9 protein-coding genes and 1 tRNA gene are annotated in these 13,000 nt (G+C 60.8%); 6 read left to right on the forward strand and 4 right to left on the reverse strand.

Going from position 1 to position 13,000, the window contains the following annotated elements; genetic code table 11:
- Window positions 1-2 precede the first annotated feature (2 nt).
- A complete protein-coding gene (locus ACI2KA_RS13310; RefSeq protein ID WP_404502992.1) occupies window positions 3-890 on the forward strand; it encodes a LysR family transcriptional regulator in 888 nt (295 codons plus the stop codon).
- A 58-nt stretch (window positions 891-948) separates the two neighbouring features.
- On the opposite strand, the gene ACI2KA_RS13315 is transcribed toward ACI2KA_RS13310, so the two are convergent.
- The gene (locus ACI2KA_RS13315) at window positions 949-1,593 is read right to left on the reverse strand and encodes a TetR/AcrR family transcriptional regulator (protein WP_404502731.1); all 645 of its coding nucleotides are present in this window, start codon (window positions 1,591-1,593) and stop codon (window positions 949-951) included.
- Window positions 1,594-1,755: 162 nt separating this feature from the next.
- Between ACI2KA_RS13315 and ACI2KA_RS13320 the strand changes: the two genes are divergently transcribed.
- From ACI2KA_RS13320 to ACI2KA_RS13330, 3 genes are read left to right on the forward strand one after another with little or no spacing between them, the layout of a single operon-like run.
- Entirely contained in the window at window positions 1,756-3,903 is a 2,148-nt protein-coding gene (locus tag ACI2KA_RS13320) for a TonB-dependent siderophore receptor (protein ID WP_404502733.1), read from the forward strand.
- Between the two features lie 7 nt (window positions 3,904-3,910).
- Window positions 3,911-5,035 carry an ABC transporter substrate-binding protein gene (locus ACI2KA_RS13325; RefSeq protein WP_404502735.1) on the forward strand — a complete coding sequence of 375 codons (1,125 nt, stop codon included), beginning with the start codon at window positions 3,911-3,913 and terminating at the stop codon, window positions 5,033-5,035.
- Between the two features lie 18 nt (window positions 5,036-5,053).
- Window positions 5,054-6,175: a DUF2218 domain-containing protein gene (locus tag ACI2KA_RS13330; RefSeq protein ID WP_404502737.1), complete on the forward strand. Its 1,122-nt coding sequence runs from the start codon at window positions 5,054-5,056 to the stop codon at window positions 6,173-6,175.
- A gap of 186 nt (window positions 6,176-6,361) precedes the next feature.
- On the opposite strand, the gene ACI2KA_RS13335 is transcribed toward ACI2KA_RS13330, so the two are convergent.
- The 3 genes from ACI2KA_RS13335 to ACI2KA_RS13345 form a co-directional block, all read right to left on the reverse strand.
- Entirely contained in the window at window positions 6,362-6,571 is a 210-nt protein-coding gene (locus tag ACI2KA_RS13335) for a molybdopterin-binding protein (RefSeq protein ID WP_404502739.1), read from the reverse strand.
- Window positions 6,572-6,852: 281 nt separating this feature from the next.
- Window positions 6,853-6,928, reverse strand: a tRNA-Lys gene (locus ACI2KA_RS13340).
- 154 nt (window positions 6,929-7,082) lie between these two features.
- Complete coding sequence (locus ACI2KA_RS13345) at window positions 7,083-7,337, reverse strand: GlsB/YeaQ/YmgE family stress response membrane protein (protein ID WP_065115791.1); 255 nt, start codon at window positions 7,335-7,337, stop codon at window positions 7,083-7,085.
- Between the two features lie 147 nt (window positions 7,338-7,484).
- On the opposite strand from ACI2KA_RS13345, the gene ACI2KA_RS13350 reads away from it, so the two are divergent.
- Window positions 7,485-10,100 carry a mechanosensitive ion channel family protein gene (locus ACI2KA_RS13350; RefSeq protein WP_404502741.1) on the forward strand — a complete coding sequence of 872 codons (2,616 nt, stop codon included), beginning with the start codon at window positions 7,485-7,487 and terminating at the stop codon, window positions 10,098-10,100.
- Between the two features lie 255 nt (window positions 10,101-10,355).
- Window positions 10,356-12,869: an FAD-dependent oxidoreductase gene (locus ACI2KA_RS13355; RefSeq protein ID WP_404502742.1), complete on the forward strand. Its 2,514-nt coding sequence runs from the start codon at window positions 10,356-10,358 to the stop codon at window positions 12,867-12,869.
- Window positions 12,870-13,000 lie beyond the last annotated feature (131 nt).

The raw sequence follows: 13,000 nt of genomic DNA on the forward strand, positions 1-13,000 counted from the left end.
CCGTGCTGGACAGGCAACATCTATCGATCCTGCGTGAAGTCGACCGCCTGGGCAGCCTGACGGCTGCGGCGGAGCGGCTGAATGTCTCCCAGTCCGCCCTCAGCCACACGATCCGCAAGCTGGAAGAACGCTATGGCGTGGCAATGTGGGAAAAGGACGGGCGCAACCTTCGTCTCACCGAGGCGGGCCGCTATATCCTGACGCTGGCGCAGCGTGTTCTGCCCCAGATCGAAAGGGCTGAGGATATCCTCTCGGATTATCGCCATGGCCAGCGCGGCTCGCTGAAGATCGGCATGGAGTGCCATCCTTGCCACCAGTGGCTGATGGGAGTGACGAAGCCCTATCTCGTGCAATGGCCGGATGTGGGCCTGGAACTGACGACGTCATTCGCCTTTGGCGGGGCGGCGGCATTGGCGGGATATGAGATCGACATCCTGATCACGCCCGATCCGATCGAGACGCCCGGCATCCACTATCTGCCGGTGTTCGATTACGAACTGGTGCTTGCCGTTCCGGTCGATCATCCGCTGACGCTGAAACGCCATGCCGAACCGGCGGACCTGCTGGAGGAGACGCTGTTCACCTATCCGGTGCCGCCGGAGAGGCTGGATGTGTTCACGCAGTTCCTGGTGCCCGCCAACTGCAGACCGCGCTACCACCGGAATGTCGAGACGACGGAAATGATGCTCCAGCTCGTGGCGGCGGGCCGCGGCGTCAGCGCCATTCCGGACTGGCTGGTGCGCCGGGAGGCGGCGGTGCTTGGTGTCCGGCCTGTCCGCATCGGTGGGAGCGGAATCCAGAAAAGCATCCATCTGGGCTTGAGAGACGGCGACGACTCTGTTGACTTTATCGCCGGATTTTTGACGACGTCACGCCAGATATCGGCCTGATGCGGCGGCAGAAGCTGCCGACGGCGGCAGAATGCTTCAAAAAGGCCGGCCCCTGCCGTCAGCTATCTGCCGATATTCCCCTGTAGAGCCAGTTCCAGGTCCTGTCGAAATACAGATCGACGGACTGCCTTGTATCAAATTCGGCGCTGCCCATCATTGCTGACGAGGTAGGCAATGCAACGAGACAGTGGATGAGATGGTTGGCGATCAGGCTCGCATCCCCGGTTGCCGTCATGCCCGCCTCCTGCGCTGTCTTCACGGCATCCACGAGCCGGCCCATGATCGGATCGGGCTGCGGCGGGATCGCTCCTTTTTTTTCGAACACGACCGCTTCGCTGAAGGTGATGCGCTTCAGCGCAATGAGGTCCGGCTCCATGTTGATATGCAGCAGTTCCCGCAGCAGCGTCCGCAGGCGTTCCAGCGCGTCGCCCTCCGCCATCGGCAAATTTCCCAGCCGTGCCACCGCCCGGCCGTGAGCGTGCTCCACCACGGCCTCGAACAGCGCGACTTTCGAGGGAAAACGGCGATACACCGTATCCTTGCCCGCGCCACACTGCGAAGCGACCTGCTCCATGGACGTGCCGGCAAAACCGCGCGTCGCAAAGAGCGTGGTCGCAGCGTCGATTATCCTTTCCGCTGCGGCGTTCTGTTCCGCCTTCAGGGGACGACCTACCCGCGCTGTTGCGTTCGTTCTTTCCGACACCAGATTCCTCCGCATTTGCCCGTGCCCGGCCTGTTTGAAGACGCCAAACAGGATTGCCAACATAAAAGTTGACCAAAGCCTTCATATTAACTGGACAGGACGGTCCCGTTTGATTTATTCACTCTAGCAGATTTCCCAAGCTTCGACCATGGGGGCGAATTCGTGAAGCAAGGTCTTTCCTTTAAAAACATACTGACGGCCACAACCTTTCTGGCGGCGACCCATGCCCTGGCTCAGGAGCAGGGCACGCAATTGGAAACAATCGTCGTGCAGGGCAATGCCGGCGCGACTGGAACATCTGCGACGATCGCCGCCAAGTCCACGCGGTCGGCAACCAAGACCGGGGCGCCTTTGGCGGAAACACCGCAATCCGTTACGGTCATAACGCGCAAGCAGATCGACGACCAGAACCCGCAAACGGTCGGTGAAGCGCTGCGTTACACGGCGGGTGTGTTATCCGACCGGGACTCGAATTCACGTTACGATTCGGTGTTTCTGCGTGGCTTCGGCGCATTCGGCACGGCGACCAGCTATGTGAACTATCTGGATGGCTTGAAACTTCAACGGGGGCAGGCCTTTGCGACACCGTCCATCGATCCCTTCCTCCTGGATCGCATCGATGTCCTGAAGGGGCCGGCAGCGCTTCTTTATGGCCAGGTAAGCCCCGGCGGCCTTGTCAATCAGGTCAGCCGCAAACCATCGAGCGTGCAATCGAACGAGGTGAGGCTTGAAGTCGGGACCGATGGCAGGGTCCAGAGCGGTCTTTATTCCACCGGGCCGGTCACGACGGATGGAACATGGCAATATGGTATCGGCATTGTTGGCCGCTCCTCCGGCACGCGCTATGACGATGTGGATGAAAAGCGTTTCGGCATTGCGCCATCTCTCAAATGGCAGCCGGACGAGGATACCTCGCTTGTTCTTTCCGGCTACTATCAGCGGGATCCGGAAGGCGGTTATTTCAACTCGCTTTATCCGACGTTTCTGGCGCCCGCGGGTTATGCCGGTTTCCTCAGGCGGGACCTCAATGTCGGGGATCCGAACTACGACTCGTTCAGACGTACCCAGTATGGCGTCGGTTACGAGTTCGAGCACAGCTTCGATGACCAGCTGACCGTCCGCTCCAATTTTCGATATTCCGGCGTGGATACCGATATGCGTTCGCTCCAGATGAACGGGCCGATGTCCGCAACGGGCATTATTCCCCGCTGGGCTGTCCATTCCATCGAGGACGCCGAAGGCTTTTCCTTCGACAACCAGGCTGAATTCAAGTTCGAAACCGGCGCCATCGGTCATACGCTTCTTGCCGGCCTCGACATCCAGCGCTCAAGCAGCAGCTGGGAATATCTGCTGGGCGGTGCGACGCCGCTTGATGTGGAAAATCCCGTCTACGGCCGGCCGGTCGGCCCGTTCATGACGGCAGTCGACAACGATCAGTCGCTTCGCCAGACGGGCATCTATCTTCAGGACCAGATCGAGATCGGCGGGCTGCGCGGCGTTTTCGGCGTGCGGCACGACTGGACCCGCCAGGACACTGACAATTTCCTTGCCGGCACGTCTGCGAAAATATCCGACAGCGCGACAAGCTATCGCGCCGGCCTGCTTTATCTTTTCGACAACGGCATAGCGCCTTATGTCAGTTATTCCACCTCGTTCGAACCTTCCACCAGCGTGGGGGCCAATGGCAGCCCGTTCAAGCCGACGGAAGCGCAGCAATATGAAGTGGGCGTCAAATACCAGCCGTCAGGGCTGGACGCCATCTTCACGCTCTCCGCTTTCGATATTCGCCAGCAGAATGTGGTCTATTACAATGCCTCATCCGGCTTCAACGAACAGCAGGGCGAGATTCATTCCCGCGGGCTGGAATTCGAGGCGAGAGGAAACCTCACCGGCAATCTCGAGCTGATCGCCGCGATTTCCCTGCTCGACACGGAGGTTTCCGAGTCCGGCATCACATCGATCATAGGCAACCGCCCGCAGGCCGTGCCGCGTTACTACGGTTCCCTCTGGGCGAACTACACCGTCTCGTCCGGAGCGCTGGAAGGCCTGAGCGTCGGCGGCGGCGTGCGTTTCGTCGGCTCCAGCTACAGTAACGACACCAATACGGTGAAAGCCGATGGCTATACCCTGCTCGATGCCGCGCTTCGTTATGATTTCGGAGCAACGAACCCGAGCCTCAAGGGGCTGCAGGCAACACTGAACGTGACCAACCTGCTCGACAAGGAATATTATTCCTCATGCAGTTCCGAGTATTATTGCCAGTATGGTAACGGCCGCACGGTGCTTGCCGGCCTCAGATATAAATGGTGATGTCGCCGTGACCATAACAAGACGAGGCTTTTGCATCTCCCTTGCGGCAGCCGGCATCCTTTCCGGCATTCAGCCCGCCGGGGCCGGACAGCCGGTTACCGTGAGGGATATGGCGGGGCGCGAGGTGCGTCTTCCCGCCCTGCCGAAGAGGATCGTTCTGCTGGAGGCGCATGACCTGCTGACGATGTCGCTCCTGCATGGCGATCCTGCGTCGCTGGTTGTGGGCTGGGCAGCCGTCGATCGGCTCGACAGCGGTGAATTGCAGACGAGCCTGCTGAACGGCCATTCCGTCAGCACGGTCGGAACATTGAGCCCGGACACGCTTTCTCTCGAAGGTCTGATCGGCCTGTCTCCCGATCTGATCGTGACCACGGCCTTCATGACGCCGCAGGGCGAGGGCAATTTCCTGCTGCAAAGGCTGGAGGACCTTGGCATTCCGGTCGTGTTCAGCGACGCTTCCTCAAACGCAACCGACGAGGAGCGGGCAACCGGCCCGGTGGATGCGATGAAAGCCTCCCTGCGCATGTGGGGAACACTTCTCGGCGCTTCGGACAAAGCCGAGGCTTACATCGCCTTTGTCGAGCGGGAACTGGCCGGCATCGCCAGGCGCGTTTCAGGGCAGAGGCCCGTCACGACCTATCTGGAGGTCCAGTCGACGCTCGACGATTGCTGCTGGGCGGCGGGCAGAAAGAACTGGGGCGAATTGCTGGCGCTGGCCGGTGGTCAGCCGCTTGCGGGCGTGATGGCGCCGTGGTTCGAGAAACTGTCGCTCGAATATCTCCTTGCCACACCGCAGGAGGTCTACATCGCCTCCGGCGGTGGCTGGGCGTCGGGCGGCCGTCCGCCCATCGGCCCCGGACTCGACCCGGAACTTGGCCGGCAGGGGTTGCAGCACCTGATCGAGGGCCGCCCGAGTTTCGAACACCTGCCGAGCGTTCGCGCGAAACGTGTCTATGGGATCTGGACCGGCTTGATCACCAACTTGCCCCTTAACGTGCTGTTCGTCGCCCAAGTCGCCAAATGGCTGCATCCGGAACGATGCGCCGATATCGATCCAACCGCCATTCTCGACACCATCAATCGCGACTTTGCGGCGTTTCCCATCAAGGGACCGCTGTGGGCGGCGATCTGAGACACGGAGCCACACCCGATGCCATCGACCCGCAGCAACCGATACCGCGCCCATGCCGCCGTCCGGTTTGAAAAGATCGACGACTATATCGAACCGATCGTCGAATCGATTGCAACGCACGACATGACCGTCGAGAAGGCAGGCGGCGTTCATCATATCCATTCGCCATTCGGCGACGCCACATTCGAGGCGACGGCAAACGGTTTTCGGTTGACGGCGGAAGCGTCCGATCCCGGCGGCCTGAACCGGCTGAAACATGCCCTGGTCGGGCCGATCGGTTTCATTGCCGCCCGTGAAGATTTCGATATTCAATGGGAAGGCGACCACGCGGACCCCGCCTTGCCACACGATCTGCGCATTCTGCGGGTGCAGACCGTCGAGGACCTGTCGCCGCGCTTTCGCAGGATCGTCTTTGAAGGGGAGAACCTCGAACGTTACGACCGTAAAGACCAGCTTCACTGTCGTCTCATCTTCCAGCCGCGCGACATTGCCGTGCCGCGCTGGCCATTACTGGATCATCGCGGGCATGTGGTCTGGCCCGACGATACTGCGGTTCCGACGCGCGTCTACACGATCCGCTTCATCGACACGGCAAGGCAGACAATCACAATCGACTTCGCGCTCCACCCTCATCCCGGTCCCGCAACCCTGTGGGCGATGCATGCACGGCAAGGCGATGTCGTCGGCATTCTGGGGCCGGCCGCCAACGGCCCCGGGCCGGCGGACTTCTACGTTCTGGCCGGAGACGAGACTGCCTTGCCCGGCATCGCCAGAATTCTCGAACATCTGCCGCCGACGGCGACCGGTCATGCGTTTATCGAAGTCGACACGGCCGCCGACGAATTGCCGCTTTGCGCGTCCAGCGGCGTTTCGATCCAATGGCTGCATCGCGAGGGCAAGGGCGCAGGCACAACGACGTTGCTTCAGGACGCAATCCGCTCCATTCGTTGGCCGCAATGTCGGGCGGGCGTCTTCTTCTGGGGCGGATGCGAACACAGGGCATTCAGTGCAATTCATCGCCACCTGAGGAAGGAAGTGGGGCTTCCGCGTGACCGCTTCGTGCTCTATTCGCACTGGCACCGGTCCCTGAGCGAGGACGACATCATCGCCAGGGGCGGCGATGCCTATCTTCCTCAGTAGACATCATCCGAAATATCGCGTTGCGGCAGGCAGTCACAAAGCATGTGACATTGGCGGCACGATCGGCGGCGCGGATTGTGCAGCATCGCCATAGGCCGCACGACGTCGTGAGAGGCCGATTTGGACCTCGTCGGGAACCCGTATTCAAGTCCAGGCTTCTCCTGCAACGGCGCCCAATCCATTGCCTTAGTCGACAGCGACCATGACGTCTGATGCCTTGACCACGGCATAGGCGCTGGCCCCGACCTCAAGTCCCAGCTCGTCAACGGCTTCATTGGTGATCGAGGATGTCACGACGATGCCATTGCCAATGTCGATGCGAACATGAGCGGTGGTCGCACCCTTGACGATGTCGGTGATCTTGCCCTTCAGGCGGTTTCTGGCACTGATTTTCACGGATCTGCCTCCGGTTTGTGTGGTGCTGGCGGATAACACTGAGTGGAGGGTATGCGACCTGTTTAATCGGTCAAGGGGCAGGGGCGCCGTTGCCTGCCCGATGCTGATGCGCCATCCCTTGCCGTCCAGACAGGTGGAGCATTGCAAGACGGAATCTGTGTCGCGGCGATGGACGCGAATCTCGTTACCAGGTGAGCAATGTGAGGTTATTCATCCCCTCGGAATGTGCGAGAGGATTCCAGACGTTATCGTCAAATTCAAAGCTAAGTGCTTGGAAAGATTGGTGGGTGATGTAGGGCTCGAACCTACGACCCGCTGATTAAGAGTCAGCTGCTCTACCAACTGAGCTAATCACCCGACCGGCACCGTGTGGCGGTGTGAGGGGGCGTATAAAGGGGAAGTTTGGGCTTGTCCAGCGCGGAAATGAAATTTCTTCGATTTTTGTGACGAAAAAATTTCAGCCGCGCTGGAAAACCCTGGAAATCCGGGGTTTTACGGATTTCCCTTCTGTTCAGCCGCGCCTGAAGGCCCTGCCGATGGCGATGAGAATGCAGGCGCCGATGAAGCCGGCGATGAGGTAACCGAGCCAGCCGGTCAAAACGATTCCAAACACCGAAAGAATGGCGTTGGCGACGATCGCGCCGACGATTCCAAGTAGGATGTTCATGAAAACACCCATATTGCTTTTCATGAATTGTTCGGCGAGCCACCCGGCGACACCACCGATGATGATGGCTGCAATCCAGCCAATGCCAGCAGATTCCATGATTTCCTCCCATGTTTGCTGCATTGTCAAAGGTGATGATTCTCGTGGTGAAAAGCAAGGTAAACTCCTGAAAACCTCGCTTTCTGCGGGTGGTTTTCCGTGCTGCAGGCGTTAAATAGCCTGAGACGGGGCGAAGAGACGAAAGGCATGGATGTGCGGTTGATGTTCGGCGGATGGATGTATGGCGGGCAGGCGTTCGGCAAACGGGCGATCGCCCGGCGGCGCAGCGGCGCCATGGCTGCGGTGCTGTTTTCGGTATTTTCCCTGTTCGGCGCCCTTCTGCTGTCCACGATGGCGGCGTCGGCGCAGGATGGCGCAACGCCCGCCCCGGTGGTCATCCAGGCCTCCACCGTCGAGCAGGCGCGGACGGATTTGGACAAATGGAAGGCCGATGTCGTAGCGATCGCCGGGCAGGTGGAGGCGGGCGGCAGCGACGATGCCCATCTGGTGGACCTGAAGGGCCGCGCCGACGCCATTGCCGGCGATGCCGCCGCCGCCAATACCAAGCTGCGCACCCGTCTCGACCAGATCAAGACCCGCCTCGACGCCCTTGGCGAACCGCCCGCCGAAGGCCAGCCTTCCGAAGCGAGCATGGTGACCGAGGAGCGTGCCCGGCTGACGGCGGAGCGCGCCGAGGTGAATGCGATTGCCGGCGAGATGGAGAGCACGGCCGCCAATGCTGCGCAGATCTCCAACAACATAACGGCGGTTCGCCGGGCGCTTTTTGCCGCCACCCTGTTCAAGCGCACCGAAATTTCGGCACAGACGCTGGGGGATGCCTCTTCCGCCTTCGTTACCGAGCTGACCAATCTCAACAATGCCTTCAGCAGCTGGGCGGCCTTCGTCTGGAACTACAAACGGCTGCCGATGTTCGGGGCGGTGATGTTGTCGATAATGGCGGCGATGCTGTTCCTGGTCGGCGGTTACCGCTTTTTCGGCAGCCGCATGGACCGGCGGGCTTTCACGGGCGAGCCTTCCTATCTCAGAAGGCTTTCGGTGGCCTTCTGGTCGACCATGGTGCAGTCGCTGTCGCTGTTCCTGTTTCTCGTCACCTCGGCCTTCTTCCTCGATAATTTCAACGTGCTGCGGTCCGATATAGCGCCGATCCTGTTCGGGGCGATGGCGATCACCGGCTTCGTTTATTTCGTCTCGCGGCTGAGTTATGCGATTTTTGCGCCGACGCAGCCGGAATGGCGTCTGCTCAAGGTTTCCAATCGCGGCGCCCATACCTTGTCCTCGGCCGTGCTTTTGATGGCGCTCGTCAACGGGCTTGATTATCTGTTCGGCACGATCAGCGAGACGCTCTATTCGCCGCTGATCGTGACCGTCGCCAAGAGTTTCGTTGCCTCCATCATCATCGGCGTCATCCTCCTCACCGTGTCGTTCCTGCGGCCGGTGATCGGCGAAGGGCAGGATTACGAGACCGGCAACCAGCGGCTGCCGCGCTGGCTGGTCATTCTCTTGAGGGTCGGCGGCCTCATTCTCATCGGCGCTTGCCTCACCGGTTATGTCGGCCTGGCGCGCTTTCTCGCCACGCAGATCGTCGCGACCGGCGCCGTGCTGGCGACGATGTATATCGGCATTCTGTCCGGCAAGGCGATTTCGAGGCAGGGCGCTTTCGGCGAATCGCTTGCCGGCCGTTATCTCGCGCGCCGTTACGGTCTCGGTCCGGTGCCGCTCGACCAGGCCGGCCTTGTCGCCGGGCTCGGCATCTATGTCGTGGCGCTCGCCTTCGGCGTGCCGCTCATCCTGTTCTCCTGGGGGTTCCAGCCGGGCGACATCGAAAGCTGGGCCTATCGTCTGTTGACCGGCATCACCGTCGGCAACGCCTCCATCTCGCTGATCGGCCTGTTCGGCGGCGTCCTCGTCTTCGCCATCGGTTACATCATCACCCGCTGGTTCCAGAAATGGCTGGACAATAACGTCATGGCGCGCGGCCAGGTGGATGCCGGCGTGCGCAACTCGGTCAAGACCGGCATCGGTTATCTCGGTATCGCGGTTGCGGCGATCTTCGGCGTTTCCTCCGCCGGTCTCAACCTTTCGAGCCTGGCGCTGGTCGCCTCCGCCCTTTCGGTCGGTATCGGTTTCGGCCTGCAGAACATCGTCTCCAACTTCGTCTCCGGCCTCATCCTGCTGGTGGAACGTCCCTTCAAGGTGGGTGACTGGGTGGTGACAGGCACCACGGAAGGCACCGTCAAGCGGCTCTCCGTGCGCGCGACCGAAATCGAAACCTTCCGCGGCCAGTCGATCATCGTGCCGAATTCGGAGTTCATCAATTCCTCGGTCGGCAACTGGACGCATCGCAACCGTATCATGCGGGCGGAAATCCCGGTTTCCGTGGCTTATGATTCCGATCCGCAGCAGGTCATGGATATTCTGCTGGAACTGGTGCGCGCCCAGCCGCCGGTGCTGCGCAACCCCGAGCCGCATGTGGAATTCCTGCGTTTCGGGGATTTTTCGCTGGATTTCGAGCTGCGTTTCCATCTCGCCGATCTGTCGAACGGGCTTGGTGTCAAGAATGCCCTGCGGATCGCAATCCTGCAGCGTTTCCGCGAAGAGGGGATCGCCATTCCCTTCCCGCAGCGTAACCTCAACATCCACGTGGAAGGCGACGCCAACCCGCAGATGCTGGCAGCGCTGCTGTCGGAGGAGGGGGACAAGGCGGTGGTGGCCCATACCGGTGCGGCAGCGCCTGCGCAGAAGGACGCGCCGAAAAACGACGGCGACGTCGAGCCGAAGGAGAAGCCGGAGGCGAAAGCCTGACCGCCGTTTACCTTAAAGCAGCGGGGTTTCGCGCGGCGGGATGAGCGGCGTGTCGCCTTCTCCCCGGCGGGCAGAAGAAAAGGCGACAATGCCGCGCCGCGTTCATCCAACTTGCCGCGCATTTTCTTCCCTGTCGCAGCACCCTATGGCCATGTCGCAATCAGGCGGCTGAACGGCGGCCGAGCGCTTCATATTCCTCCCATCCAATGCCGGCGGAATAAGGCGAGGCCGGCGCTTTTCAGGGGTTCTGTAAAAATGAAGACACATGCACGGGCGGTGGTGATCGGTGGCGGCGTCGTCGGCGTTTCGACGCTTTACCATCTTGCCAGGAAGGGCTGGAGCGACAGCGTGCTCATCGAGCGCAAGGAGCTGACGTCGGGCTCCACCTGGCATGCGGCCGGCCTTCTGCCGCTGTTCAACATGAGCTATTCGGTCGGCCAGATCCACAAATATTCCGTGAAGTTCTACGAGGAGCTTCAGGAAGAAACAGGCATGAATGTCGGCTTCTCCAAGGTCTCCAACATTCGTCTCGCCCGCACCAAGGATCGCTGGGACGAATATATGTATTATGCCGGCATTGCCGAGACCATCGGCGTGCGCGTCAACATGCTGACGCCGGATGAGGTGAAGGAAATCTGGCCGCTGTGCGAAACGGACGGACTGCTGGGCGCCATCCAGCATCCGGATGACGGTTATATCCAGCCTGCCGATCTGACGCAGGCGCTCGCCAAGGGCGCGCGTGACCGTGGGGCGACCATCTATCGCAACACGACAGTCACCGCCATCGAGCAGCTGGAAGACGGTCACTGGAAGGTGACGACGGACAAGGGCGAGATCGTCGCCGAGCATATCATCTCCTGCACGGGCTCATTTGCCCGCAAGACCGGCGAGATGGTCGGCATCAACATCCCGGTCATTCCGGTCGAGCATCAGTATATCGTCACCGAGCCGCACCCGGCCATTCAGGAGCGCCGCCGCCAGGGCCTGCCGGAAATGGGCGTCCTGCGTGAGTCGGATTCCGCCTGGTACATGCGCGAGGAAGCGGGCGGCCTGATCCTCGGTCCTTACGAGGTCGGCGCGCCGGTCTGTTATGTCGACGGTCCCTCGGACGACAGCGAATATGAGCTGTTCCAGGAAGAGCTTGACCGCCTGATGCCGCATATCGAAACCGCCATGGTGCGCGTTCCGGCCTTCGGCGAAGTGGGCATCAAGAAGGTCTATAACGGCGCGATCGCCTATACGCCGGACGGCAACCCGATTGTCGGCCCGGCACCGGGCCTGAAGAACTTCTGGCTGAACGAAGGCCATTCCTTCGGCATCACCGCTGCCGGCGGTGCCGGCTGGCAACTGGCCGAGTGGATCGTCGATGGCGAACCGACACTCGACCTGATGGGTGTCGATCCGCGCCGCTTCGGCCCTTACGCCACGGAAGGTTACCTCATCGCCAAGAACGAGGAGGCCTATGCCAACGTCTTCACCATGCATTATCCGGACGAGGAGCGCTCCGCCGCCCGTCCGCTGAAGACGACGCCGGTTTATGACCGCCTGAAGAAGCTCGGCGGCGTGTTCGGCTCTGTCTATGGCTGGGAGCGCGCCAACTGGTATGCGCCGGAAGGTTATGCGCTGCGTGAGGAAGACCTGGGCGTCGGCGCCGATGTCATCACCAGCCACAACCATGCGCCGCCGCTGGATGACGGCCGTATCGTCGAGAAATGGTCGTTCCGCCGGTCGAACTACTTCGAACATGTCGGCAACGAGGTGAAGAACGTCCACCAGAATGTCGGCGTGCTCGACATGTCGGCTTTCGCCAAGATGGAGGTTTCCGGTCCCGGCGCGCGGGCATGGCTCGACAGCATTCTCGCCAATGCGGTGCCGAAGAAGCGCGGCCGCATCGCGCTTACCCATCTTCTGACGCCGAATGGCGGCGTGAAGGCGGAATTCACGGTCTATGAATGGGCGCAGGGCCGCTTCTACATGGTTTCGGCCGGTGGTCTCGAAGCGCATGATCATGACGTGTTGCGCCGCCTTGCACCCACCGACGGTTCCGTTGTGCTGCAGCCGATCACGCAGAAATACGGCGTGCTGGTGCTCGCCGGTCCGAAGTCGCGCGATCTTTTGAAGAAGCTGACCCGCACCAGCCTTGAGAACAAGGACTTCCCTTGGCTCACCGGCAGGCAGATTTCCGTCGGCGTGGCGACGGCGCATGCGCTGCGCGTCAACTTCGTGGGCGAACTCGGCTGGGAACTGCACCATCCGATCGAGATGCAGAACTACATCTTCGACCGCCTGATGGAAGCGGGCGCCGAATTCGGCATCAAGCCTTTCGGCATCCGCGCCATGGTGTCGATGTCGCTTGAAAAGTCCTATCGCAACATGGGCCGTGAACTTTCCGTCGAATATAACGCCTATGAATCCGGTCTCGACCGCTTCCTGCGCCCGGAAAAATCCTTCATCGGCCGCGATGCGCTGGTGGCCTACAAGGAGGCCGGGGTGAAGTGGGTGTTTTCGACGCTGACCGTGTCCGGCAATACCGATGTCGATGCGCGCGGTTCGGAAGCGATCTTCGATGAAAGCGGTGCGCTGGCGGGCCGCGCGACAAGCGGCGGTTTCGGCTGGCGTCTCGGCAAATCCATCGCGCTTGCCATGCTCAAGCCGGAATATGCGGCTGTCGGCACCAAGCTCAAGATCCGCATTCTCGGCACCTCCTATGATGCCGAAGTGGTGGAAGAAAGCCCGTTCGACACGGATAATGCGCTTCTGCGCGCTTAAGACCGTTCCCTTGCAAAGCTGGAATACGGCCCCTTGTGGGCCGTATTTCCGTTTGGGTAAGCATGTGTTCAACTGCTATTCCAGCAAAAGTCCTATTAATCATTCTGAAAAACGCGCCTGCTATTTTCCCC

The sequence above is a fragment of the Agrobacterium sp. NPDC089420 genome, from assembly GCF_044900305.1.
Classification (GTDB): Bacteria; Pseudomonadota; Alphaproteobacteria; order Rhizobiales; family Rhizobiaceae; genus Agrobacterium.

What these genes read in the sequence shown, in the direction of transcription:
- ACI2KA_RS13345 (WP_065115791.1), bottom strand. Translation starts at nt 7,337, where the DNA reads ATGGAATCTGCTGGCATTGGCTGGATTGCAGCCATCATCATCGGTGGT.
- ACI2KA_RS13330 (WP_404502737.1), top strand. Translation starts at nt 5,054, where the DNA reads ATGCCATCGACCCGCAGCAACCGATACCGCGCCCATGCCGCCGTCCGG.
- ACI2KA_RS13350 (WP_404502741.1), top strand. Translation starts at nt 7,485, where the DNA reads ATGGATGTGCGGTTGATGTTCGGCGGATGGATGTATGGCGGGCAGGCG.
- ACI2KA_RS13355 (WP_404502742.1), top strand. Translation starts at nt 10,356, where the DNA reads ATGAAGACACATGCACGGGCGGTGGTGATCGGTGGCGGCGTCGTCGGC.